18 protein-coding genes and 1 pseudogene are annotated in these 26,597 nt (G+C 50.4%); 7 read left to right on the top strand and 12 right to left on the bottom strand.

Annotated elements, in window-relative coordinates:
• Positions 1 to 490 precede the first annotated feature (490 nt).
• The 10 genes from Q9L42_RS08380 to hxlA (Q9L42_RS08335) all read right to left on the bottom strand — a co-directional run bounded on the left by Q9L42_RS08380 (position 491) and on the right by hxlA (Q9L42_RS08335) (position 14,288).
• Entirely contained in the window at positions 491 to 1,945 is a 1,455-nt protein-coding gene (locus tag Q9L42_RS08380) for an aldehyde dehydrogenase family protein (protein WP_305908896.1), read from the bottom strand.
• A gap of 728 nt (positions 1,946 to 2,673) precedes the next feature.
• Positions 2,674 to 3,753 carry a class II fructose-bisphosphate aldolase gene (fbaA, locus tag Q9L42_RS08375; RefSeq protein WP_305908897.1) on the bottom strand — a complete coding sequence of 360 codons (1,080 nt, stop codon included), beginning with the start codon at positions 3,751 to 3,753 and terminating at the stop codon, positions 2,674 to 2,676.
• Positions 3,754 to 3,880: 127 nt separating this feature from the next.
• Positions 3,881 to 4,867 carry a transaldolase gene (locus Q9L42_RS08370; protein ID WP_305908898.1) on the bottom strand — a complete coding sequence of 329 codons (987 nt, stop codon included), beginning with the start codon at positions 4,865 to 4,867 and terminating at the stop codon, positions 3,881 to 3,883.
• 377 nt (positions 4,868 to 5,244) lie between these two features.
• Positions 5,245 to 5,925: a hypothetical protein gene (locus Q9L42_RS08365; RefSeq protein WP_349432616.1), complete on the bottom strand. Its 681-nt coding sequence runs from the start codon at positions 5,923 to 5,925 to the stop codon at positions 5,245 to 5,247.
• A 111-nt stretch (positions 5,926 to 6,036) separates the two neighbouring features.
• Positions 6,037 to 8,049: a transketolase gene (gene tkt, locus Q9L42_RS08360; RefSeq protein WP_305908900.1), complete on the bottom strand. Its 2,013-nt coding sequence runs from the start codon at positions 8,047 to 8,049 to the stop codon at positions 6,037 to 6,039.
• Between the two features lie 114 nt (positions 8,050 to 8,163).
• Positions 8,164 to 8,697: a 6-phospho-3-hexuloisomerase gene (gene hxlB, locus Q9L42_RS08355; RefSeq protein ID WP_305908901.1), complete on the bottom strand. Its 534-nt coding sequence runs from the start codon at positions 8,695 to 8,697 to the stop codon at positions 8,164 to 8,166.
• Positions 8,698 to 8,699: 2 nt separating this feature from the next.
• A complete protein-coding gene (gene hxlA / locus Q9L42_RS08350) occupies positions 8,700 to 9,347 on the bottom strand; it encodes a 3-hexulose-6-phosphate synthase (RefSeq protein WP_305908902.1) in 648 nt (215 codons plus the stop codon).
• A gap of 2,075 nt (positions 9,348 to 11,422) precedes the next feature.
• On the bottom strand, positions 11,423 to 12,571 hold the full coding sequence (locus Q9L42_RS08345) for a hypothetical protein (RefSeq protein ID WP_349432613.1): 1,149 nt from the start codon (positions 12,569 to 12,571) through the stop codon (positions 11,423 to 11,425).
• A gap of 532 nt (positions 12,572 to 13,103) precedes the next feature.
• Positions 13,104 to 13,637: a 6-phospho-3-hexuloisomerase gene (gene hxlB, locus Q9L42_RS08340; RefSeq protein WP_305908905.1), complete on the bottom strand. Its 534-nt coding sequence runs from the start codon at positions 13,635 to 13,637 to the stop codon at positions 13,104 to 13,106.
• A 3-nt stretch (positions 13,638 to 13,640) separates the two neighbouring features.
• Positions 13,641 to 14,288, bottom strand: coding sequence for a 3-hexulose-6-phosphate synthase (hxlA, locus tag Q9L42_RS08335; RefSeq protein WP_305908906.1), 648 nt, complete (start codon positions 14,286 to 14,288; stop codon positions 13,641 to 13,643).
• A 272-nt stretch (positions 14,289 to 14,560) separates the two neighbouring features.
• On the opposite strand from hxlA (Q9L42_RS08335), the gene Q9L42_RS08330 reads away from it, so the two are divergent.
• Together Q9L42_RS08330 and dhaK are read left to right on the top strand one after the other, a co-directional pair.
• A complete protein-coding gene (locus tag Q9L42_RS08330) occupies positions 14,561 to 15,391 on the top strand; it encodes an HAD-IIA family hydrolase (RefSeq protein WP_349432611.1) in 831 nt (276 codons plus the stop codon).
• Positions 15,392 to 15,718: 327 nt separating this feature from the next.
• Positions 15,719 to 16,711, top strand: coding sequence for a dihydroxyacetone kinase subunit DhaK (gene dhaK / locus Q9L42_RS08325; protein WP_305908907.1), 993 nt, complete (start codon positions 15,719 to 15,721; stop codon positions 16,709 to 16,711).
• 548 nt (positions 16,712 to 17,259) lie between these two features.
• On the opposite strand, the gene dhaL is transcribed toward dhaK, so the two are convergent.
• The gene (gene dhaL / locus Q9L42_RS08320) at positions 17,260 to 17,892 is read right to left on the bottom strand and encodes a dihydroxyacetone kinase subunit DhaL (protein ID WP_305908908.1); all 633 of its coding nucleotides are present in this window, start codon (positions 17,890 to 17,892) and stop codon (positions 17,260 to 17,262) included.
• Between the two features lie 97 nt (positions 17,893 to 17,989).
• Positions 17,990 to 19,278: pseudogene (locus Q9L42_RS08315) on the bottom strand (transposase).
• A 284-nt stretch (positions 19,279 to 19,562) separates the two neighbouring features.
• On the opposite strand from Q9L42_RS08315, the gene Q9L42_RS08310 reads away from it, so the two are divergent.
• The 5 genes from Q9L42_RS08310 to Q9L42_RS08290 all read left to right on the top strand — a co-directional run bounded on the left by Q9L42_RS08310 (position 19,563) and on the right by Q9L42_RS08290 (position 26,548).
• Positions 19,563 to 20,465 carry a carbohydrate kinase family protein gene (locus Q9L42_RS08310; RefSeq protein WP_349432609.1) on the top strand — a complete coding sequence of 301 codons (903 nt, stop codon included), beginning with the start codon at positions 19,563 to 19,565 and terminating at the stop codon, positions 20,463 to 20,465.
• 841 nt (positions 20,466 to 21,306) lie between these two features.
• On the top strand, positions 21,307 to 22,776 hold the full coding sequence (zwf, locus tag Q9L42_RS08305) for a glucose-6-phosphate dehydrogenase (protein ID WP_349432607.1): 1,470 nt from the start codon (positions 21,307 to 21,309) through the stop codon (positions 22,774 to 22,776).
• A gap of 23 nt (positions 22,777 to 22,799) precedes the next feature.
• A complete protein-coding gene (gene pgl / locus Q9L42_RS08300) occupies positions 22,800 to 23,510 on the top strand; it encodes a 6-phosphogluconolactonase (protein ID WP_305908909.1) in 711 nt (236 codons plus the stop codon).
• A 102-nt stretch (positions 23,511 to 23,612) separates the two neighbouring features.
• A complete protein-coding gene (edd, locus tag Q9L42_RS08295; RefSeq protein WP_305908910.1) occupies positions 23,613 to 25,433 on the top strand; it encodes a phosphogluconate dehydratase in 1,821 nt (606 codons plus the stop codon).
• Between the two features lie 488 nt (positions 25,434 to 25,921).
• Positions 25,922 to 26,548, top strand: coding sequence for a bifunctional 4-hydroxy-2-oxoglutarate aldolase/2-dehydro-3-deoxy-phosphogluconate aldolase (locus tag Q9L42_RS08290; RefSeq protein ID WP_305908911.1), 627 nt, complete (start codon positions 25,922 to 25,924; stop codon positions 26,546 to 26,548).
• The last annotated feature ends 49 nt before the right edge of the window (positions 26,549 to 26,597 follow it).

The following is a 26,597-nucleotide window of genomic DNA, read 5'->3' as shown; positions in this document are numbered from 1 at the left end:
GGGGCAAAATTGGCCATTGTGCGTATCCAGGCGGATTGCCTGGCGGCGAATCCACCCTACGGTCGCATGCCAATGTAGCCTTGCCTTCGGATGCGTCGAACAGCGTGAAGCGCATCGAAACCGATGCGCTTCCTATCGTCAGCACACCCTACCCTACCCGCACCGGTAGGGCGGATCAAGCGCAGCGGATCCGCCAACGTAGGGCGGCTTCGCGAAGCAAGCCGCCAAAACCCCGCCAGGGGCAAAATTGGCCATTGTGCGTATCCAGGCGGATTGCCTGGCGGCGAATCCACCCTACGGTCGCATGCCAATGAAGCCTTGCCTTCGGATGTGTCGAACAGCGTGAAGCGCATCGAAACAAGGTGCGCTTGCTTCATCTCACGGATGTCGGCTGCTGTGCCTGCCGCCGACACCGGGAAACCGAACGCCCGAACCTGCTTCTAAGCAAACATCAAGCAAAAAAGGACGTAATTGTCGGCCATATCCTAAGCTACAAGGTCTGATTGTGATCCATGACCAACACCTTCGGCTCCAGCATATCCAACAACGCATATCTGGGGCCTTCCCTGCCGAGACCGGAATCCTTGATCCCACCATAAGGCATATGATCGGCCCGAAAGGTCGGCGTCTCATTGATGATCACCCCACCGACCCGGAGATGATGAAAGGCATAATATATCTTACGGCTGTCGAAGGTAAAAATACCGGCCTGCAGACCGAATTCGGAATCATTTACCGCGGCTATGGCCTGCTTGAAGTCGGAGAAAGGTTCGATCACGACGACAGGAGCAAAGGCTTCTTGTGCGCAGATTTTCATCTGTTTGTCAGTGTTGGTCAATACCGTGGGCGCATATAAAGCGCAGTCGCGATTGCCGCCGGCGATCAAGGTCGCCCCGGCCGCGACCGCTTCATTGACCCAGGCTTCGATTCTCGTGGCATGCTGTTCGTTGATCATCACCGACATATCGGTTTCGGCCGATTCAGGATCGCCGATGACCAGATCATTGATACGATCCCGAAACAAGGCGACAAAGTCGTCAAAGCGCGATGCCTCGACATAGATGCGTTGGGTGTGAATACAGGATTGGCCGGCATAGCCGAATCCGCCTTTGACGGCTTTAGCGACCGCAGTCTGTAGGTCGGCATCCTGATCGACGACCAGCGCCGCGTTGCCGCCCAACTCCAGCACCACCCTCTTCTTACCGGCGCGTTGTTTCATTTCCCAACCGACTTCCGACGAACCGGTGAAACTGAGCAGATCAAAGCGTTCATCGGTCACCAGCTGATTGCCGGTCTGACGATCCATGGGCAACACCGACAAGGCCCCCGTTGGCAAATCGGTTTGATCGATGATCTTGGCCAATAACAGGGCGCTGATCGGCGTCTTCGAAGCCGGCTTCAAGACGATCGGACAACCGGCGGCAATGGCCGGAGCGATTTTATGCGCGACCAGATTGAGCGGAAAATTAAACGGGGTGATCGCCGCGACGATACCAATCGGAAAATATTTGACGATGGCGTCCTTACCGGCCCCGGAGGGATGCCAATCGATACTCAGCAGTTCTCCGGGCAGACGCTTGGCTTCTTCGGCCGCTATCTGAAAGGTCTGTACCGCCCGGTCTATCTCGACAAAGGCGGTTTTTAACGGCTTGCCGGCCTCCCTCGCCATGATCGTCGCAAACTGTTCGCGATGCGCCGAGATGGCTTCCGCTATCTGCATCAGAACCCGATAACGATGATAAACCGGAAAATCCTGCATGACCGTTTTCGCCGAACAGGCGGCCTGTAGCGCGATTTCGAATTCGTCGGGACCGGCAAGATAGGTTTTATAAACCGGTTTGCCGCTGTAAGGGCTGAACACATCTAAGGCATGCGGCGTCAGTTGAAAATGTCCGCCGATGTAAGGAGAATATTGGGAGGGATGATAATGTTCAAAGGCTGACATACTATTTGCGCTCCGTAAATAAGGCAGGCCGCATCTTTCCGAATAGCCCCTGCTGTTTACTGGAATGGATCGGCTTCCGCCCGATAATCATCTTTAGACACTGTACACCAATTCTTTGCCGGACTGCAGTAGTTTTCTTATAACGTAATTATTCAGCGTATTTTTATCAGAGGGAGTAGGCTATTGATTTATCGGGCTGTCTGCAACAGGACGTTGCAGCCAGAGCTTACATGGATGTATTCACCCAGCACCTAAATACCATAGACTATTGGCAATGATTTATAATCGTCGTTTATTTAAGTGCTGGGTGAACGCGTCCCGAGAAATCAATGGTCTACTCCCTAAACCCTGAAAGATACTGAGAAAATATTTCTTTTACTATCAATTGCTTGTGGAAGAAGTGTATGCGACAGGGATGTCGCATCCAAGCCTATAGGGACATATTGACCCAGCACCTAAATTCCATAGGCTAATGGCTGCGATAAATCATCTTCGTTTATTTAGGTGCAGGGTGAACGGCATCTTCTGGAGCAAGTAACTGACAGTAAAAGCATTTTTATACTGAATAGTTACCTTATAACTAAGACACGCTCATCATGCATTGATCGTTGTCGACCACCTCTCGCAACTAAAGCGCACAGCTCTGACGGGCTAGAGTTGCCCGAACGACAAGCAAAAAAAAAGGCCGATTCGAACGAATCGGCCTTGGCTTTATCAACTTAAACGGCTTATAAAATATCAACCGCATTCAGTTCTTTGAAAGCCTGTTCCAAACGCGTCACCATGCCAACTTGGCCGGCGCGTTGCCAAGCGCGTGGATCATAATATTTCTTGTTGGGGCTATCGGCGCCATCCGGGTTGCCGATTTGGCCTTGCAGATAGGCTTCGTTTTTCTTGTAGTAGTTCTTCACACCTTCCCAAGTCGCCCATTGGGTATCGGTATCAATGTTCATTTTGATGACCCCATAGCTGATCGATTCCTTGATTTCTTCGGCGGAAGAGCCGGAACCACCGTGGAAAACGAAATTCAGGGTATTGGTCGGGACACCGTATTTCTCGGAAACATAAGTCTGAGAATCTCTCAGGATAGTCGGCGTCAGTTTTACATTACCCGGTTTGTAGACACCATGAACGTTACCGAAAGAAGCGGCAATGGTGAAACGCGGGCTGACCTTGCTTAATTCCTCGTAAGCATAAGCGACTTCTTCCGGTTGCGTATACAACAGGGAATGATCCATATCGGTATTATCAACGCCGTCTTCTTCACCGCCGGTACAACCCAGTTCGATTTCCAGGGTCATATCCATTTTCGACATGCGCTCCAAATATTTTGCGCAAGTCTCGATGTTTTCTTCCAGACTTTCTTCGGAAAGATCCAGCATGTGAGAGCTGAACAAGGGCTTACCGGTTTCGGCAAAATGTTTTTCGCCGGCATCTAACAATCCGTCGATCCATGGCAATAATTTTTTCGCCGCATGATCGGTATGCAAAATAACGGGAACACCGTAGTGCTCAGCCATATTGTGCACATGTTTTGCCCCGGAAATTGCCCCCAAGATAGAGCTGCGCTGCCCTTCAACAGGTAAACCCTTACCTGCAAAGAACGCCGCACCGCCATTGGAAAACTGGATGATAACCGGGGATTTCACCTTCGCGGCGGCTTCCAACACGGCGTTGATCGTGTCGGTGCTGATGCAGTTTACTGCTGGCAACGCACATTTGTTTTGTTTACAGAATTCGAAAACTTTTTGTACGTCTTCGCCGGTCACAACGCCTGGCTTGACGATGTCTAAAATTTTTTGTGCCATTGATTTAGGTCCTGATTTAAAAAGTAACACCGCTCTTAAACAGCATTCAAGAGCGGTGTATGACTAAACAATAATTGCGCTGGGATTCAAACAATCAACTGTCCACCCCGCATACCATTTAGATTAATTAAGCTTCCAACGTTGCTAAACGATCCTTCAACATTTGTTCCAAGGATACCAACGCCTTGGCGAAGCCATCGATACCTTCAGACAGCTTGTCGGTCGCCATACGGTTGTCGGCATGCATTTTTTCGAAAGTATCTTTATCGATAGAGATTTTTTCGATGCTTTGCTCGGCGGCTTTAGCAGGGTCAAGTTTGCGCACCAACTCACCTTCAGATGATTGTAATTCCGCTAACAACGCAGGAGAAATAGTCAACAGATCGCAACCGGCCAATTCGGTGATTTCACCGATATTACGGAAGCTCGCTCCCATAACTTCGGTTTTATAACCAAATTTCTTGTAATAGTTGTAAACCTCGGTGACAGACAGAACACCTGGATCTTCAGGCGCAGGATATGAATCGCGTCCGGTATCTTTCTTGTACCAGTCCAGAATACGACCCACGAAAGGAGAAATCAGGGTCACGCCGGCCTCGGCGCAAGCAATCGCTTGGTGCAAACCGAATAACAGCGTCAAGTTACAGTGTATGCCTTCTTTTTCCAGAATTTCAGCGGCTTTAATACCTTCCCAAGTGGAAGCGATTTTAATCAAAATTCGTTCTTTAGAAACGCCTTTCGCTTCATATTGGGCGATAATTTCACGACCTTTGGCGACGGTGCCTTCGGTGTCAAAAGACAGTCTGGCGTCAACTTCAGTGGAAACACGGCCTGGAATGATTTCCAGAATTTTCAGGCCGAATGATACCGCCAAACGGTCGAAGGCCAATGTCGCGACTTCATCTGCCGAGGCAGCGGCGCCCAGTGATTCTCTCGCTCCTTTCAGAGTATCATCGACAATGCTTTGATACTGTGGCATTTGAGCGGCCGCGGTAATCAACGAAGGGTTAGTGGTGGCATCACGTGGTTTAAATGTCTCAATGGCTTCAAGATCACCGGTATCAGCCACAACTACGGTCATTTCACTAAGTTGTTCAAGTAAATTTTTTGCCATAATGATGGTACCTTTATTTGATTGATAAAAAAATTTGTTAACGGACTATCATAAATTAAATTACGAAAGTCGGCATTGCATATTTTTGTATGTGGTTCGGAAGGCTAGCGATGCAACTCTAAATTCCCTAGAATTGAACAGATGATGGGAAGATCGTTTAGTCCGGAAGATAACCTGACTATGACTTGGCGACCACACTAACATCTATATTAATCAGCCAGAACGCTTGGCCCGATGAGACGCAATGTCATCACTCTCAGTTACGGAGGCGTTCAGTAAGCTTCTAGTTAAAACCCGCTCCGTCCACTTTGCATAATTCTGAATAAAATACGGAGCCCTATCCCTAAGACTCCGTATTAACATGTCATAAGGGCTGTTTAGCCTTTATTGCGCAAGTATTTTTCAACACCGGTCGCTTTTTCAGCGGCGGCTTGTCTTGCAGCAACCACTTGTTTCGCCATGTATTTGGCTACACCCGTGGCTGGTTTTTCCTCTTTACTGGCCAGATATTTAGCAACACCCGTGCTTTTTTCTTCTTTCTCCGCCAGATATTTGGCGACCCCTGTCAGGCCGCCTTCTTCGCCGGCATAAGCAGATCTCGCGGCTACTGCACCCGCTGCTGCTTTTGGCTGTCCAGCAGAACCTTTTCTGAAGAAGTAAAAGCCTACTGCAGCCAGCGCAATCAAACCGAACAGCATAGTATTGTCAGAGCCTTCTTCCGCTGCTTGGCCAGTTGGCGCAGCTTCGCTGCTGCTGACAGATGCAGACGGAGCCGCGCTTGTTTTAGGCGCCGCGACAACATCTTTTTTATGCTTATAATCACTATCCTTGTAAACCACTTTAGGCTCGAAGTTTGCTGCCGGGAATCTGGGATCGACTTCCGCTTTTTTTGCGGGAGCCGCAGCCGGCGCCGATTCAGCATGCTCGTATTCGGCATCGCTGTACAGAACCTGAGGTTTGAAATCGGATGCTGGATATTGTGTTTCAGCGCCAGCTAATGGACTCGCCAAAAGCATTGCCGCCAAAACAGCCTTTTTAAAGTTATAGTTTTTCACCATGTTCACCTATGCGTCATTCAGGAGCGGTTGAGACCCCGCCGGATTCATCAAAAAGTGAGTCCTAGTATAAGGGGTCTCTTCGTTAAATGGAATGGCTAAATTCCTTTTATATTAAAGCACCGCTTCTACGTTTGCGACTACGTTGTCAACAGTGAAACCGAACTCTTTAAACAGTTCGCCCGCAGGAGCCGACTCACCGAAGTGATCCAGACCTACGACTTTTCCATTGCTGCCAACATATTTCCACCAACCGTCAGTGCAGCCCGCTTCAACGGAAACGCGCTGAGTCACGGCAGGCGGCAATACAGAATCGCGGTATGATTGATCTTGAGCATCAAAGACGTTAGTAGAAGGCATGGAAACGACGCGAATTTTCTTACCTTTAGCCGTTAATTGCTCTGCCGCCTTGACTGCCAGATCGACTTCCGAGCCGGTTGCGATGATGATGGCATCAGCCTGTCCGTCACAGTCTCTTAACACATAACCGCCACGAGTGATCGCATCAATTTGATCTTGGCTGCGCTCGATGTGCGGCAGACCTTGGCGAGAGAAAATCAATGTCGAAGGACCATCGACGCGTTCAATCGCAGACTTCCAAGAAACCGCCGATTCAACCGCATCACAAGGACGCCAAACGGCCATGTTTGGAATCATGCGCAGTGTAGCAGTTTGCTCGACAGGTTGGTGAGTCGGACCGTCTTCACCCAGACCGATAGAGTCATGAGTATAGACGAAGATATTGCGAATTTTCATCAATGCCGCCATACGCAATGCGTTACGGGCATATTCAGAGAACATTTCGAAAGTCGCGCCATAAGGGATAAAGCCGCCATACAGCGCTTCACCGTTCATCATCGCGGACATACCGAACTCACGCACACCGTAGTACACGTAGTTGCCATCATGGCCCGGCGCATTGACGTCCTTACAACCTGACCAAATTGTCAGGTTGGAACCCGCCAAGTCAGCCGAACCACCCAACAACTCAGGCAGAACAGGTCCAAAACCGTTCAGAGTGTTTTGCGACGCTTTGCGGCTTGCGATATTTTCGGCCTTGCTGTTCACTTCGGCGATGAAGGCGTTGGCTTTTTCCTGCCAGTCGTTTGGCAAGTCACCTGCGACGCGGCGTTCGAATTCAGCCGCTAATTCAGGGTATTCGCTGCGGTATTTTTCAAACGCCTCATTCCATTCGGCTTCTTTCTTAGCGCCACTGTCATTGGCATCCCAACCCTCGTAAATTTCTTTTGGCACTTCGAAGGCCTCATGCGGCCAGCCGATCGTTACCCGAACCAAGGCACATTCATCTTCGCCCAATGCGGCGCCGTGACAATCTTCCTTACCTTGTTTGTTAGGCGAGCCCCAACCGATTGTAGTCTGACAGCAGATAATAGAAGGCTTGTCGGTGACTGAACGCGCTTCTTCGATGGCCGCTTTCACGGCATCCGCGTCATGACCGTCGACAACGGGGATAACGTGCCAGCCGTAAGCTTCGAAACGCTTAGGCGTGTCGTCCATGAACCAACCTGGGACACCGTGCTCGCCGCGAACTTCACCATCGATGGAGATGTTGTTGTCGTCATAGAAAGCGATCAGTTTGCCCAGCTTCATTGAACCGGCTAATGAACAGGCTTCGTGAGAAATACCTTCCATCAAACAACCGTCGCCTAAAAACACATAGGTGTAGTTATCTACGATCGTATGACCTGGACGGTTGAACTGACCCGCCAGCGTTCGTTCCGCTAACGCCATACCGACGGCATTAGTGATGCCCTGACCTAAAGGTCCAGTTGTGGTTTCCACGCCCGGCGCGTACCCATACTCAGGGTGACCCGGTGTTTTAGAATGTAATTGACGGAAGTTTTTCAACTCCTCAATCGGTAAATCGTAACCGGTCAGGTGCAACAATGAGTAAACCAACATGGAACCATGGCCGTTCGATAATACGAAACGGTCACGACCTGGCCATTTTGGATTGGCCGGATTGTGGTCCATGTAATCGTTCCACAATACTTCAGCGATATCGGCCATCCCCATGGGCGCACCCGGGTGACCTGAATTTGCTTTTTGAACAGCATCCATGCTTAAAACGCGTATGGCGTTCGCTAATTCTCGGCGCGAAGGCATATTCTTCTCCTTACTATAATTTGTTAACTATGAATTCTTCTGAGGAATCGTAATGCTTACGATCGGTGATTTGATACAAACATAACGGGCGGATTAACCGCCCGTTTTTCTGCATTATTCCAGATTTGCGTGTCTGCTACGCATGATCTCTTCCTCAATGCCTTTCTCATGGATGATATGAGAAACGGTCGCCTCCAGGAAGAACAGGGTAGACAGTTCAAATACCGTACCCATTGGCATGCCTTTCACTTTTTCATATTGTTCAGCTTTGCCAATTTGGAATACGCCGTCCGCCAGGTCGCCAATGGTTGAATCACTTTTAGCAGAAATCAGCATGATTTTAGCGCCGATATCTTTTGCCCTTTTAGTGAATGCAATCAATTGTTCTGTCTCACCCGAGCCGGAAATAATGATCAGCAGATCACCGGCTTTAATGCTAGGCGTTACGATCTCGCCGACGACGCTGACATCATAACCGCCATGCATTAAACGCATCGCGAAGAAATTACCGACTAGCTTCGAACGACCGGCTCCCGAAATAAAGACCCGGTTCGCCTGATCCAGCATTTCAGTCAATTTTTCAGAATAGGAATCCTCAGTTGATTCCAAAATACCTGCGATCTTGTCTACGATAAGTTGCTTGTGCATGATTATGCCCCTGCAGCATCAACCAGTTCGCGGATTTCACGAGCAGCTTCAGCGGGTGATGGAGCACCGTAAATGGCCGCGCCAACAACGATGATGTCCGCGCCTGCTTCAACAACTTGTTGGACGGTAGATTGCTTGATGCCGCCAGCAACCGATACACGCACATCCAGACCCAGATCAGAGATGTCCTGCAGATCGCCGAAAGGAGTTTGGCCCGCTGCTTGCGCATCCAGACCCGTGTGTACGCCTACGATTTGCGCACCGGCTTCGGCGCTTGCTCTTGCGCATTCAACTTTGTTTGGCACGTTGATCAGGTCAACTTGCACTTCTGCGTTATGCGCTTTCGCTGCGTTGATTACGCCGCCGATAGTCGCTAAACCAGACACACCCAGTACCGTACAAATGTCTGCGCCTGCCGCGTAGAATGGAGTGGCTTCGTATTCGCCGGCATCCATAGTTTTCAGGTCAACTAAAATCAGTTGATTCGGGAATCTTGCTCTTAATTCTTCAACCAGCTTTAGGCCATTGTATTTGATGCATGGTGTACCGATTTCAAAGATGTCGACATAAGGAGCGACTTGATCAGCAAGCGCTACTGTTGCATCGAAATCTAATGAATCTAAGGCCATTTGAATTAATGGTTTTGCCATGTTATATGCTCCGTTAGGGTTAGTTGTTGTTTATAGTTTTTTGTTTCAGACTTATTTCGCGGAAGGAACTTTAAAACAGAACTAGGTTAAATGTCAATTCTAACAGACTGACTGGCAAAATTGTCACCCGGCTCGACAACATATTTACCTTATCAGGACTTAGCGGCGTACGTCCGCTGTCCTGTTCCGTATAACAGCGGTGTCGATCATACTTCATGGGCAAAATTTAACCATTTCACAACATTCCATAATCGCGATATTCTGCCAAATCGCCGCCTTTCATCCTCCAGCCGTCGGCCAGGAAAGCCAACAATACCCCCTTCACCTCACCTTTTATTAAGCAATAATAGCTTGATAAACATAAAGTAATGAACATTAGTTAATCAATGATATTAAGCTCATTAAATTTTCAACAACTTGCGCTTTCAAGTTGGCGCCAAGCTAGACATACAAAAGCCTTGTTGTACAAATCTGACAAAAGTGATCGCATTCCAGTCTGCGAGTTTGGAAACAATTCAGCGTCTATCAGCATTCAGACAGCAAATCATTGATTGCTCGGGACGCGTTCATCCCGCATTTTATTGAATGAAAATTAGCACCTATTCAGCTTGATACTGAGAAAATATTTCTTTTACTATCAATTGCTTGTGGAAGAAGTGTATGCGACAGGGATGTCGCATCCAAGCCTATAGGGACATATTCACCCAGCACCTAAATTCCATAGGCTAATGGCTGCGATAAATCATCTTCGTTTATTTAGGTGCTGGGTAAACGGCGTCTTCTGGTACAAGTAACTGATAGTAAAAGCATTTTTATACTGAATAGTTACGGAAATTATTAATCATAGCCAATAGCCAAGGGTATTTAGCTGCTGGATGAACGGTGCCTGGCGACGATGCCGGAGGCATGAATGCCGACGTTGCCTCCACCAAAGGACGGGGCTAAAGCGCTCCTCGACAGACACACCTCATATGCTTAATGCCGCTAAAATGCTCAAATTGAAAATTGCTGCCTGAATGGTTTTCTGAAAAATCGGGCTTATAAACCTGAACGAAATCGCTCAAGCCAAAGCCTGTTAAGCGCGATGCCTCACAGCTCTTATCCATATATATAAGGTATCAACGATTAATTAACCTCAGTTCAGGATAAAAGAATCATATATTGCAAAAGATTACCTGATTACCCATAAGTTTCCGCCAACTTTAAAGAATAATTAGTAACTATTCAGTATCTTTCGGGTTTTAGGCAGTAGGTTATTGATTTCTCGGGACGCGTGAATACTTCCATGGCAGCTAACGGCATCCTGCCTCACGCGGCACTTGCACTTCCCTGTGCGGCGTAAGCTCTGACTGCAACGTCCTGTTGCAGACAGCCCGATTAATCAATAACCTACTCCCTCTTATAAAACTACGCTGAATAATTACAATAATTATTAACTACATTAAGCGTACTTGCTAAGATAGGTGAAAAACGAGCATTCGGTAACTCGCTCTGCAAGACGCTGTTCACCCAGCACCTAAATAAACGAAGATGATTTATCGCAGCCATTAGCCTATGGAATTTAGGTGCTGGGTGAATATATCCCTATAAGCTTGGGTTCGGCATCTGACCGCCAGGGATGGTGGAAATGCAGATTTTGCAAGGAGCAAAAATCTGTCATGCCTCACACACTTGCAGAACAAGCCACCGAACACTCGCCAAGTAGCTGAGAGTTATAAGTAATCAAGAAAGATTAAGCCGGTATCCGGTCGCTCTGGAAACAGTGTGCGCGGCATGACCGATTTTTGCTCTGACCGCCAAACACACTCCATGCCCTTTTTGAACGCCAAACTGATGACAGGGAAATGCTGAGGTAGCTGCGAATTTATTCGCATTGCGCGGCTAAATCCGCAGACATGCACTTGCCGACAGAACATTATTGACTATGTACTAGGCTAGACCGAACTCTGGCCGCCGATTGCTGATCGGCACAGATAAGTTGGGTGGGATTGATGACGTGAGTTTGCAGATCCGATAAGAAAATCTCACGAAGAGAGGTTGGAAACGCCCCTATTCGATAGGGGCGTAAAAGCGAATCACGCTCTATTGCGCAGATATTTTTCGACGCCTGTGACCGGCTCCGGCTCGGAAACGGCTTCTACTCTGACGGGTGGAACAGTTTTAGCCTTCTCAGCCAGATACTTAGCCACCCCGGTCAGTTCCGCAGGACCTTCCTCAACCATGACTTCGGATTCTTGCGGCAATTCCTCGACAATATCCCGACTAACTTCTTCAGGCCTGACATCAGCGGTTGTATTTTTTGTCAAAATAGCCCTTTTAGTAAGATATTTAGCAACGCTACTGGCTTTTGGCATTTCGCTGGCAACTTGCTCTTGTCTATCCATGTATTTTTCAACCCCAGTCGGGACATCAACCACCTTGGTCGACAATATCTGCCGGGTCATATATTTGGCAACGCCAGTCGGCGCCTCTCTGACGATCGACGCTTGTTTAGCGACATACTTGGCCACCCCGGTTTTAGCCGGAGCCACACTGGATGCGCCTACTTTTTTTGCCATATATTTGGCGACACCAGTCGCCCTGCCTTTATTTTCCGCCTCCAACTTCGCCAGGTATTGAGAAACTCCTGATGCCGAGGGATCATAATTATCGACTGCGGCCGGCTCTTCCTGAGCTTCCGCCCGTTGTTCAGCCGCTAATTGGGCTGCTTTCGCTTCGGCTTCTAAAAATCTCGCCACCAGCTCAACCGCGGCAGCCTGCTTAGCCGCCTTATGTTGCTCGTATAGATATTTTTCTACGCCGGTAGTCGGTGCATTTTCCTTTTCCAGCTTGGCCAGTCTGGATAAATAACTAGCCACTCCGGTGGCTACCGGTCTTTGCTTGATTCTTAAACTCTGCTTTGCCACATATCTGGCAACGCTGCTGACAGCCGGCTTTTCCTTGTCGGAAATCATCTGCCGGGTAATGTATTTCGCCACGCCCGTGCTGGCGGGCCTGTCATTAGCAGACAAAATTTGTCTAGCCATATATTTTGCAACGCCGGTAGCCGGGTTATGCCGATGGCTTTTCAGATATTTATCGACCCCTGTCACCGATGGCATATTGCCTAAATAACGGGCGACACCGGTCGGCTGATTAGACGTTTGCTCGCTTTTTTCAGCGCGGGAACCGGCCTGTTCATCAAAGGAAAAAATGGGTAACACACCCAATAAACTATTTATCAAACTATTCTTCTTCACCTGTGCCTGCCTCTTCTGTAAATTGTTCTGTATCTTTTCAACATGATTTTCCACAAGGGGTCGGATGTTGATTTATCTAGCTGTCCGCAACTGAGCGAATTTTGCCCCTGAAAACTTACAGCGCCAATATCTCCGGTCAGAAATACCCCAGTCGAAGCTCAAGCCACAACAACGGGGTAACGACTAGAAGCTATCAAGCCTATTGCACACATCCAGATAAATTAACGACCTGTTCCTATGAAATAGTGAATAGTTACATTGTTCTTTTGTATGAAAGTACAGCTCCTTAGTAGTAACACGTTCCCAACGATGAAGCCGACTTTGATAAAGCTTATTGATTGATATTTATTGGCAACAGCCTTATTGCGTTCAGATCTTTCTCAACCGGCAAAACAGACTGCAACCTTCTCAATTGAGCTCTCTGTCAACATGACTATGAGCCACACCATGAAAATCCGATGTAACTTGAAAATGGGTAAAAAAACGGGCGAAATCGAATTTCGCCCGTTTTGCAGTACTATTCCAAATTTGCGTGCCTGCTACGCATGACTTCTTCCTCGATGCCTTTGTCATGAATGATATGAGAGACGGTCGATTCAAGAAAAGCCAGGGTAGACAGTTCGAACACGGTTCCCATCGGCATGCCTTTCACTTTTTCATATTGTTCGGGCTTGCCTATCTGAAACACCGCATCCGCCAAATCACCGATAGTTGAATTACTTCTCGCAGAAATCAAAATGATATCGGCACCCAATTTTTTTGCTTTTTTGGTGAACGATATCAGTTGTTCAGTTTCACCCGAACCGGAAATAATGATCAATAAATCACCATCTTTAATGCTCGGCGTAACGATCTCGCCGACAACGCTGACATCATAACCGCCATGCATCAAACGCATGGCAAAAAAGTTACCGACAAGTTTAGAACGGCCGGCGCCAGAAATAAAAATCCGGCCCGCCCTGTCCAGTAAATACGTCAGCTTCTGGTCATAGGATTCTTTAGTTGAATTCAGAATATCCTTGATTTTTTCTACGACAAGTTGTTTATGCATTGCTTACACCGCTGCTGCATCTACCAATTCACGGATTTCACGAGCAGCTTCAGCGGGTGATGGAGCACCGTAGATGGCTGCGCCAACAACGATGATGTCCGCACCTGCTTCTACAACTTGTTGGACGGTAGATTGCTTGATGCCGCCGGCAACCGATACACGCACATCCAGACCCAGATCAGAGATGTCCTGCAGATCGCCGAAAGGAGTTTGGCCCGCTGCTTGCGCGTCCAGACCCGTGTGTACGCCTACGATTTGCGCACCGGCTTCGGCGCTTGCTCTTGCGCATTCAACTTTGTTTGGCACGTTGATCAGGTCAACCTGCACTTCTGCGTTATGCGCTTTCGCCGCGTTGATTACGCCGCCGATAGTCGCTAAACCAGACACACCCAGTACCGTACAAATGTCTGCGCCTGCCGCATAGAATGGTGTCGCTTCGTATTCACCGGCATCCATTGTTTTCAGATCAACCAAAATCAGTTGATTCGGGAATCTTGCTCTTAATTCTTCAACCAGCTTCAGACCATTGTATTTAATGCATGGTGTACCAATCTCAAAAATATCGACATAAGGAGCGACTTGATCAGCAAGCGCTACTGTTGCATCGAAATCTAATGAATCTAAGGCCATTTGAATTAATGGTTTTGCCATGTTATATGCTCCGTTGTTACAGTTATTGTTAAAACATAAAATTACCAGCTAACGGTGAACTCTAAAACAGTTAGAGGGTTGTGTCAATTTGCTGGCATAACTGTATGTTTCAAATTTTGTTAGAATGATACTCATTCAAGCGACACACAGAATTATCAAAATCGCGCGTTGACAATTCGACACCGGCCAATCTGGCTGTTTTATTCACTTTCGGCGCCTCTACCGAGTGTCCGCAGTAAAGCTATCATATTCCATTACAGAGAAACAACATTATGGCGTCTTTTTCCAACATAAACGCACTCATCATTGATATGGACGGCGTTTTATGGCAAGGCAATAAACCCTTACCTGGTTTAAACGATTTTTTTCGCACTCTGCGCGCATTACGCCTGCCTTTTATTCTGGCGACTAATAACGCCAGCCTGACCGCAGACCAATATATTGACAAACTCGAAGCGCTAGGAGTCACCGTTGGTCCTTCGGAAGTACTTACCTCCGGCATGGCGACCGCTCAATACCTCGCGAGTCGGTACGAACCGACATCAACCCGAGTTTACGTGATCGGCGAAAGCGGCGCAAAAATCCCCCTACAGCAACAGGGATTTATCCTAACGGATCATGATCACACCAATGCAGACATCGTCGTTAGCGGTCTCGACAAAAGCCTTTCCTGGGACAAGCTGGCGACAGCGGCCTTAAACATCCGCGCCGGCGCACATTTTGTCGGCACCAATGGCGATGTGACGCTGCCGACCGAACGGGGCTTCGTTCCCGGCAATGGGGCAACCTTGGCCGCATTGGAAGCCGCGACCGGTATCAAACCGACCCTGATAGGCAAACCGGAGCCGATCATGTATCAACAAGCGATGGCGATACTGAGCACTCCTGCGGCGGAAACCATAGCCATCGGCGACCGCCTGGACACGGACATCCTCGGCGCAGTCCGTGCGGACATGCGCAGCCTGATGGTGCTCAGCGGAATTTCGTCAGAACAAGACATAGAGAACGTCGATTATCAGCCGACCTGGGTCATGTCCGATATACGGGAAGTGACGAAAATGTTGAAAAACAGAGGTAACTATTCAGGGTCTTGCAGTCTTTAGAGAGCAGGTCATTGATTTCTCGGGACGCGTGAATACATCCGTGTAAGCTCTGACTGCAACATCCTGTTGCAGACAGCCCGATAAATCAATAACCTACTCCCTCTGAAAAAACTATACTGAATAGTTACAAACAGAGATGACAACCTTTGAGTATAAAAAGGCCTTTTCTATCAGTCACCTGCTCCAGAGGACACCCTTCCTCGACAGACCCCAAACACCGCTAAAACGCTCAAACCGGGAATTGCGGCTCTTTCGCCTCTACATACATTTGAACAACCTACCTGCAAACGCTACTATTAGACGATATCTCAAAATTTCGGAGCCGCCATGAAAAAATTCATCAACGATGTCGACAGCCTGCTCGACGAAAGCATCCTCGGCTTTGCCAAAGCCCACGCCGATATCATTAAACTACAAACCGATCCTACTTTCGTCACCCGGGTCGAGCCCACCCGCGCCGGCAAGGTCGTATTGATTTCCGGCGGCGGTTCCGGTCACGAACCCTTGCATACAGGCTTTGTCGGCCGAGGCATGCTTGATGCGGCCTGCCCCGGCCAAATATTTACCTCGCCGACCCCTGATCAAATGCTAGCCGCCGCTCAAGCCGTCGACAATGGCGGCGGGGTCTTGTTTATCGTCAAGAATTATGCCGGCGATGTCATGAATTTTGAAATTGCCGCGGAAATGCTGGAAGAAACACCCAATGCCAGCGTACTGATCAATGATGATGTTTCCTTACCTAAAGATCATAGCACTGGCCGGCGTGGCGTGGCCGGCACCCTGGTCGTCGAGAAAATAGTCGGCGCCGCCGCCGAAAACGGCGCCGATCTCGCCAGCTGCAAAGCCTTAGGCGACAAGGTTAACCAGGCGACCGCATCGATGGGCGTCGCACTCAGCAGCTGCACGGTCCCGGCCTTAGGCAAACCCACCTTCGAGCTGGGGGCCGATGAAATGGAAATGGGGGTCGGTATCCATGGCGAACACGGCTGCGAAACAATGAAATTAGCCAGCGCGACAGAAATCGTCGAACATATTGCCGAACTGATCGACGACGAATTAAAACCGAAAAAAGACCAGCAGGTGCTATTGCATGTCAACGGTTTCGGCGCCACCCCACTGCTGGAATTACATTTAATTTACGATCTGGCCGCACAATATTGGGAAAAACGCGGCCTCGACATTTGCCGCTCGCTGGTTGGCAACTATACGACGTCGCTGGACATGGCCGGCTGCTCGATCACGCTGACCTTAATGGATGAAGGAATGCTCAAATTATGGGATGCCCCGGTCAACACCGCCTCTTTGCGCTGGGGCTGTTGAGGGACAGGTCGTCTCGACAAAGCGGAAGGCTTACCCGCAATAGACTTAGCTTTGCTATCATGCAATCCTACAAATTATTGGACGGGAGGCCGCACTAACTATTCAGCTTGATACTGAGAAAATATTTCTTTTACTGTAATTATTCAGCGTAGCTTTACTAAGATGGAGTAGGTTATTGATTTATCGGGCTGTCTGCAACAGGACGTTGCAGACAGAGCTTACGCCGCACAGGGAAGTGCAAGTGCCGCGTGAGGCAGGATGCCGTTAGCTGCCATGGATGTATTCACGCGTCCCGAGAAATCAATGACCTACTGCCTAAAACCCGAAAGATACTGAATAGTTACCTTTTACTATCAATTGCTTGTAGAAGAAGTGTATGCGGCAGGGATGTCGCATCCAAGCCTATAGGGACATATTTACGGCGTCTTCTGGAGCAAGCAACTGATAGTAAAAGCATTTTTATACTGAATAGTTACGGACGGGATAGATATCCCGTCCCGCCGAGCGCAACAATTCCCATTTGGATAACGAAGAGGGTTTCAGGCGATTCACTGTTTTTCTATCACCGACACGACGGCGGCGATCATCAACTGAGCCGTCTTCGCTCCGGCATCGATATGCCCTTTCGTACGTTCCCCAAGAAAAGAGGCCCGACCCTTAGTGGCCACCATGTCTCGAGTCGACTCCACGCCTTGTTCAGCGACTTGATTGATTTTATTCAACAATTCCGGCAATGCCGCGTTATCTGCAGCCGCCTGCTTCAAACACTCCGCGACCGGCGCCAACACATCGAGCATCGTCTTTTCGCCCACATCGGCGCGCCCCCGCTTCTTGATCGATTCAACGCCTTCGCTCAAGGCGTCGGCAAAAACCGATAAATCCATCTGCTGATCACGCGCCGCCTTACTCATCGTGACGAAAAAAGTACCGTATAACGAACCGGAAGCACCGCCAATTTTAGACATCAACGTCATGCCAATTTTTTGCCAGGCATCCACCCAATCAAGCTGCGACAACGCCTCTTCCTGTTTTTTCAAGGCGTCGATGCCGCGCTGTAAGTTATACACATGATCGCCATCACCAATTTCCTGATCCAACGCCGTCACTTCCTCGGCATTAGCCGTGATCGTCTGATCGATCGCTTCGATCATTTCCGGCAGTAATAAAGGGCTAATTTGCATCGTCTTTCCCCAAAATCAACATAAAATTTGAGCATAACGCGTCAATCGAACCCTGTCCACCTTGCACCTTGCACCCAGCAATTCCCAATTTAAAACCTTACGTTTTCCTGGGTATTAGATTTTCACCATATAGCATGAACCGCATCAGATGCTGCCAATTATCAAAAGGCATGAACTGAAGCAAGGTTCGGAATTGTTCGAAGAAAGTGCGCCTGGAGGGCGCCGCATGGCGGACGGCCCGGTAAGCCTCGTCCAACCATTCAAGCGCGGTATGAGCGAGGAAAGCCAATAAGTTAAGGGTCGCCAAGAAGTTGGACAAATGCTGCTTGCCGTGGGCAAAGTTATGCTCGAAATGATAGCCGTGATTCTTGAGAACATTGTTGTTTTCGTTCTCTATTTTCCAGCGCGCGCGGCCTGCAGCGACCATGTCGATCACATTGTGTTCGTCGAGGGTGTGTGATGTCGCCCAGGCATTACGGTAGACCACTTCTTGTTTGGCATTGAGGATCGTCACTTCGCACCAATTGACCATTAACGCATCGTCGCTGTTGCGGAGCGGGACTTGATTGAGGTAACGGTAGCGTTCGGTCAGGCGTTGTTTGCCGTTCCAACGGCTTTTTTCGAGCGTTTGGACCTCGCCGGTCCGGGTAAAATCGTCGAGCCATTCGTACAATAACGCATGGGAATCAGGCTTGCAGACGAACAGAAAATCCAGGTGCTGCGCACGCACGGCCTCACAAAACGGCTGGTGACAATACAAATCATCGCCCAGCACGGTGATGCCTCGAGGAGCGTAATGAGCACCCCACGTGGTGAGCCAGCGCTTGGCCGCCGCCAATTCGCAGTCTTGTTTGTCGACGCCGTCTTGACGCGAACAAATTCCGGCGGCAAAGGCACCACGCGGCTTTGCCCGGGGGCGACAATCACCGGTGTCACGACGGTGTGACGGTATAAGGTTTGGCCGTTTTTCAGCGTTTGTTGAGTACAGCACGGACAGGAAATCTTTTCCGAGCTGAAGGAATCGGTGCCGTCCATCGCCACCAACAAGGTGCCGCCAACACTCATGAACGGCTTCAGACAACCCTGCGTGTAAAGCTGGTCACCCACCTCGGCCAACACCGGATAGAGTGTTTCCGGTGCAATCGGATCCAGCAGGTTGCCGATTTGGCTGGTCGAAGGAATTTGATGGACACCAAAAATTGATTGCGCATTATTTCGATTGTGAAGCTTTTGCATTCGCTGCTGATAGTCCAGAAAAGACGGGCTTTGCGTAAAGAAGACCGAGAAGGCGCTCAGGGCGGCATCTTCCACCGCATATTTCCGATTGTTGCCGGGTTTGCGGTGGTCAGGCAGGTTTTCGAAGGTAGTGCGAATCTGGTTAATTATTTCCAAGTCCATTTGAATTGACCTATGGGATTATGGGGGGTGATTTACAGGTTTAAAATTGCCACTATTTTACCAGGGTTTTAAATTGGGAATTGCTGCCTTGCACCTTGCACCTTGCACCTTGCACCTTTCGTCTTTCGTCTTTCGTCTTTCGTCTTTCGTCTTTCGTCTTTCGTCTTTCGTCTTTCGTCTTTCGTCTTTCGTCTTTCGTCTTTCGTCTTTCGTCTTTCGTCTTAAAAAATGCTAACCTCATGCTTTTTTCACTGTATTGAAAGCCGCTTAGAATGAGTCATTCGGTCAATAATTTCGACGTCTTGTGTGTCGGACACGCCTGCTACGACCTGATCTTTTCGGTCGACCATCACCCTTCGGAAGATGAAAAAATATTTGCGCAAAGTTATCACGACTGTGGCGGCGGCCCGGCAGCCAACGCCGCGGTGATCGCGGCACGCCTGGGCTTTAACGTCGCCTTTGCCGGCTATCTGGGCAACGATCTCTATGGTGAAAAACATTTGCGAGAATTACGAGACAATGGCGTCGACGCCAGCTTTGTTGTCCGCGGCGCTAACCCCACGCCTTTGTCCACGGTGCTGGTCAAGCCGGATGGCAAAAGAGCGCTAATCAATTACAAGGGCGCTACCCGCCCCTTGCCTGCCGACGCCTTGAATTTCTCAGGACTGCGCGCCGGCGCCGTATTGTTTGACGGCCATGAACCAGATCTGTCGCCGCCGCTAGCCGACTATTGCCGGCGTCAGGCTATTGCCACGGTGCTGGACGCCGGCTCTGTCCATCCTGGAACCCTGGCCTTAATGGACAGCGTCGATTACCTGGTCTGCTCGGAAAAATTCGCCCGCCAGCTTGCCGGCGATGAGGAAGCAGCGCTAGGCCTATTGGCAAAAAAATCCCCCGCCGTCGTCATCACTCTTGGACATCGAGGCTTGATCTGGCGACAAGGCTCGGAACGCGGCCATTTACCGGCCTTCCCGATCTCCGCCGTTGACAGCACCGGCGCCGGGGACGCCTTTCATGGCGCTTTTGCTGCCGCCATTGCCGCCGACATGAATTGGACCGAGACGTTGCGTTACGCCAGCGCCGCCGGCGCGATTTGCTGCACCCGAACCGGAGCGCGTCAGGGGTTGGCAACCCGACAGGAATTACAAACATTCCTCCGCCAACATCCGGGCTGATTGGATAATGATTAAAATGAATCGTAATTATTCAGCATATTTTTATCAGAGGGAGTAGGCTATTGATTTATCGGGCTGTCTGCAACAGGACGTTGCAGTCAGAGCTTACATGGAAGTATTCACGCGTCCCGAGAAATCAATGGTCTACTCCCTAAACCCTGAAAGATACTGAATAGTTACAATGAATCAAGGGTTTGACAAAAAGGAGGATTACATCCCCATACGCATCAAGCTAAGCGCCACTCCCCGTTGCTAAATCACTGTCGATCTGAACACGGAGTAACCCCGTTTCCTTTAGGCACGGTTGAACCGCTCAGGACATCGTTGACCTGCATTTCGCATAGCGACATGCGACTACTTGCGCCGCGCCTCCGCCAAAGTCTGCCCGTAGGAGGCCCGCCCTCGGGCCGAATGGCTCTTTTCGCGCCGAGGGCGGCGCTCCTACGCAAAGCACCGTCTTGCCTTCGGATGTGCTGAACGGCGTGAAGCGCATCAAAAACGGGTGCGCTTCCTATCGTCAGCACACCCTACCGCATCGTAGGGCGGCTTCGCGAAGCAAGCCGCCAAAAACCTGCACGCGGGGGCGGGTTATTTAACCCGCCCTAAACGTTTAACTTACTTTAGGCGTATTTGTTGTAATTTCTGTTTTGCCACTCATTCATTTGAGGTAGCCCTGATGGGATTTCACTCACCCCTTGTTCAGTAAAACAACGAATATTATAATGGAGGGATTTTTTCCGAGCAGGACTGAGGCAACGCAATATTGCGGGCACTTCAAATTTACGCCTGCGCCTGCGCTTCTACGGCGCGCCTATTTCTTCATTTCCTACACAAAACAATAATGCCGAGAAACAAAACATATAAACCTTGCGACCTGGTCATCTACGGCGGTTTGGGCGATCTCTCCACCCGCAAGCTGATTATTTCTTTATACCGCCTGGAAAAGGCCGGCTTAATTGAAAAAGATACTCGCATTATCGCGGTCGACAGACATGAAAAGGAAACCTCAGAGTTTGTTGAAATAGCCAACAATAGTTTGCGCACGTTCTTAAATGAAAGCATTGACGAGGAACTTTGGCAACGCTTTTCGGCGCGTCTGTCCTATCTAAAAATCGACCTGACTCAAATGGATGAATATCAGCGTCTACATGAAGTCCTGACCCCAGAAACCAACGTGCTGGTCAATTACTTCGCCGTGTCGCCGATGCTGTTCAAGAGCATCTGCCAGGGACTGCAACAGTCCGAGGTATTGAACGCCGAGTCTCGCATCGTCATGGAAAAACCGATCGGTCACGACCTGAAGTCTTCCCAAGAAATCAATGACGTGGTGGCCAATGTTTTCAACGAAGACCAGGTTTTCCGGATCGACCATTATCTAGGCAAGGAAACGGTATTGAATTTATTGGCGCTGCGTTTCGCCAATTCATTCTTCACCACCAACTGGGACCACAACACCATCGACCATATCCAGATTACCGTCGCCGAAGAAGTCGGCATCGAAGGCCGCTGGGAATACTTCGACCAGACCGGCCAATTACGCGACATGCTGCAGAACCACCTGCTACAGATTCTGACCTTCGTTGCAATGGAGCCTCCAGTCAACCTGGAAGCGCAAAGCATTCACAGCGAGAAAATCAAGGTATTGAAAGCGCTGCGCCCGATCACAGAAAGTAATGTCGAACAAACCACGGTGCGCGGTCAATATACTCAGGGCTTCCAGAAAGCCACGCCGGTTCCCGGCTACCTGGAGGAAGATGGCGCCAACACCGAAAGTAAAACCGAAAGCTTCGTCGCGGTCAGAGTCGATATCGACAACTGGCGCTGGGCTGGCGTTCCCTTTTATCTGCGCTCAGGCAAACGCATGAATTACAAACGCACCGAAATCGTCGTTTACTTCAAGCAACTGCCGCATAATATTTTCAAGGAAAGCTTCCGCCATCTGCCGCCGAACAAACTGATCATCCACTTGCAGCCGAACGAAGCGATAGAAATCGAAATGCTCAACAAGGTCCCCGGCATTGACGGCGACATCAAGCTGCAGAAAACCAAACTGGATTTAAGTTTTTCCGAAGCCTTTAAGGAAAACAAGCTATTCGGCGGTTACGAAAAACTGATTCTGGAAGCGCTGCGCGGCAATCCGACCTTGTTCCTTAGCCGTGAAGAAATCGAACAGGCCTGGACCTGGGTCGACTCGATTCAAAACGCGTGGAAAAAAACCAACGACGAACCTAGACCTTATCCCGCCGGCACCTGGGGTCCGATTGCATCGGACTCGCTATTGGCTCGTGATGGCCGCGCCTGGGAAGGTTAATTGCACTACAGGACATACTAGATATGGTTAAACAATTTTTATTCGAAGACCGCGACAGCTTATTCAATGCCTTGGCCCTGGCCTGCGAAAGACATCTAAGCAAGGCGCTGAGCACTCAAGGCCAGGCCAGCTTCATGGTTTCCGGCGGCGACACCCCCGCCCCGCTCTACCAGGCCTTATCGCACTCCGACCTGGACTGGACCAACACTCATGTAGCGTTGGTCGATGAACGCTGGGTCGACAAAGACCATGAGGCCAGCAACGAAGCGCTGATACATCGCTGTTTGCTGATCAATGAGGCGACCCAAGCTCCGTTTACCGGGATGAAAACGACTGCCGAAACGGCCCTGGAAGGCTGTGCGGAAAGCGAAGAAAACTACCGACAATTGCCTAAACCGTTCACCGTCTCGATTTTGGGCATGGGCAATGATGGCCATACGGCGTCGCTGTTTCCTCATGCGCAAGGACTGAACGAAGCCTTGGCGGAAGATAACGATCAACTGATCGCCGCTATTAACGCTCATGAAAGCGAGGTCACGGGTCCCAATACCGAACGCATGACCCTAACTCTAAACGGCCTGCTCAATTCCAAACGTCTGATTATCTTGCTGACCGGGGAGGAAAAATTGGCCGTTTTCAAGCAAGCGCTAGGCGACGGCGATGTTGAGGACATGCCGATCCGCGCAATACTGCGTCAGAACAAGGCGCCGGTGGAACTCTACTGGGCGCCATGATCAAAGTAGCAACGGCTTTAGAAATTTATCACCGGTGAATGAAATCGCCGCAACAGAATCATCCGCCATTGCCACCGCAATAGCCTAAAGGAGGAACGCATTATGCATCCCATCATCGAAAAAGTGACGCAAGAAGTCATCGAACGCAGTCATGAGTCGCGCTCGGCCTATCTGAAATACATCGACAAGGCCGCCCAAGAAGGCCCCAACCGCTCCACACTCCCATGCGGAAACCTGGCGCACGGCTTTGCCGCCTGCAGCAGCGCCGACAAAGCCGACCTGACCGGCAATCAGAAGCCCAATATCGCCATTATTTCCGCTTACAACGACATGTTGTCGGCGCACGAGCCTTATAAGGATTTTCCGGCTCTGATCAAGGAAGCCGCTCATGAAGCCGGCGGCGTCGCCCAATTCGCCGGCGGCGTGCCGGCCATGTGTGACGGCATCACCCAAGGACAGCCCGGCATGGAATTATCCTTGTTCAGCCGCGATCTTATCGCGATGGCGACGGCGATCGGCATGAGCCACAACATGTTCGACGCCGCCTTGTATCTGGGCGTCTGCGACAAGATCGTACCGGGCCTATTGATCGGCGCCCTCAGCTTCGGCCACTTGCCGGCCGTCTTCGTCCCTGCCGGTCCGATGCCCAGCGGCCTGACCAACAAGGAAAAAGCCCGCGCCCGACAGGCCTATGCCGTCGGTAAGATCGGTCGCAAAGAGTTGCTGGAAGCGGAATCGGCGTCCTACCATTCTCCCGGCACCTGCACCTTCTACGGCACCGCCAACAGCAACCAGATGATGATGGAAATCATGGGTCTGCATCTGCCCGGCAGTTCCTTCGTCAACCCTTATACGCCGTTGCGCGACGAATTGACCAAGCAAGCGGCGCGGCAAGTGCTGAAATTCACTGCCTTGGGCGATGATTACCGCCCTATCGCCCGCATGGTCGACGAGAAAGCGATTATCAACGCCGTCATCGGTCTGCTGGCGACCGGCGGTTCGACCAACCATACCATGCACCTGATCGCCATCGCCCGAGCTTCCGGCATCACATTGAATTGGGACGATTTCGACAATCTGTCCAAGGCCATTCCACAGCTGAGCAAAATCTATCCGAACGGTCCGGCCGACGTCAACCATTTCCATGCCGCCGGCGGCATGGGCGTGTTGATCGCCGAACTGCTGAAACACGGTCTATTGCATGAAGACATACTGACCGTCGCCGATGAAAAAGGCATGAACAGCTATACCCAGGAACCGAAATTAAAAGACGGCAAATTGGTTTGGGAACCCTGCCCGACAAGCTCGATGGACACCGAGGTCCTGAGCACGGTGGAAAAACCCTTCGCCGCCACCGGCGGCCTGCATGTGATGCAAGGCAATCTGGGACGCGGCGTCTCCAAGCTCTCCGCGGTCTCGGCCGATCACCGAATTGTCGAAGCGCCGGCGGTGGTATTCGATGACCAGGAAGATTTTCTGGCCGCGTTCAAACGTGGCGAACTGGAAAAAGACTTTGTCGCGGTGATTCGCTTCCAAGGCCCTAGGGCCAATGGCATGCCGGAGCTGCATAAGCTGACGCCGCCTTTAGGCGTATTGCAAGACAAGGGCTTCAAAGTGGCGCTGGTCACCGACGGTCGTATGTCCGGCGCCTCCGGCAAAGTGCCTTCGGTGATTCATTTATGCCCCGAATGCGAAATGGGCGGGCCGCTGGCCAAGGTATTAGACGGCGACATCATTTCGCTGAATTTGCAAACCGGCGAGATCACCGCGAAGGTCGCTGAGGCGGAATTCAATGCCCGCACGCCGATTCCGAATCGCGCCAACAATCACCATTACGGCATGGGACGCGAGATGTTCGGCAATTTCCGCTTAGGCGCCTCGACCGCCGAAACCGGCGCATCGAATCTGTTTCCGGTGGATTAAAAGAAGCTGTCGGGTTACGCTTCGCTAACCCGACCTACAACTAAAACCTACGGGTAACTATTCAGTATAGTTTTTTTTCAGAGGGAGTAGGTTATTGATTTATCGGGCCAGCAATTCCCACTTTGGCGTTCAAAAAGGGCATGGGATGTGTTTGGCGAGGATGTCGGCAGCAAGGATGCTGCCGTCAAGCCCCCAGGGATGGGTTTACCCAGCACCTAAATTCCATGGTTACTGGACTATAATTTACATTCCAGGATAATTTAGGTGCTGGGTGAACGGCGCTCCTCGACAGACACTCCCCATACCCTAAACACCGCTAAAACGTTCAAACTGGGAATTGCTGTTATCGGGCTGTCTGCAACAGGAGGTTACAGTCAGAGCTTACACGGATGTATTCACGCGTCCCGAGAAATCAATGACCTGCTCCCTAAAGACTGCAAGACCCTGAATAGTTACAACCTACGAATCATCTTAATCACATAAAAATTATGACAGCGATCAAAGACATCATGCACACCTCCCCGGTCATCCCGGTGATGGTCATCAACCGGCTCGAGCATGCGGTTCCCTTGGCTCACGCCCTGGTCGAAGGCGGCCTGAAAGTGCTGGAAATCACCCTGCGCACTCCGGTGGCTCTGGAAGCGATCAAGCGAATCAAAGCCGAGGTGCCGGATGCGATCGTCGGCGCCGGCACCGTGATCAACCAGGAGACGCTGAAACAAGCCGTCGATGCCGGCTCAGAATTTCTGGTCAGTCCAGGGGTCACCGACAACCTGATCGATGCCGCGCTGAAATCCGGCGTACCGATTCTACCGGGCGTCATCAGCCCCAGCGAAGTGATGCGTTTGCTGGAAAAAGGCATCTCCGAAATGAAATTCTTCCCGGCCGAAGCGGCAGGCGGCATACCGATGTTGAAATCGATCGGCGGCCCGTTGCCGCAAGTGACCTTCTGCCCAACCGGCGGCGTCAGTCCGAAAAATGCCGCCGAATACCTGGCATTGAAAAACGTCGCCTGTGTCGGCGGCTCTTGGATGGCGCCGGCCGATCTGGTCGATGCCGAAGACTGGACGGAAATCACCCGTCGAGCAAAAGAAGCCTCGGCCCTCTCGGCCTAAGCATCGATTAGCCCCCAACAAAGCCTCGACCCGCCGAAAAGGCCAGTCG

Origin of the sequence: Methylomarinum sp. Ch1-1, assembly GCF_030717995.2 — a bacterium.
GTDB classification, from domain to species: Bacteria; Pseudomonadota; Gammaproteobacteria; order Methylococcales; family Methylomonadaceae; genus Methylomarinum; species Methylomarinum roseum.
Note: the sequence above shows the minus strand (reverse complement) of the source record. Positions and strands in the feature narration are given on the sequence as shown.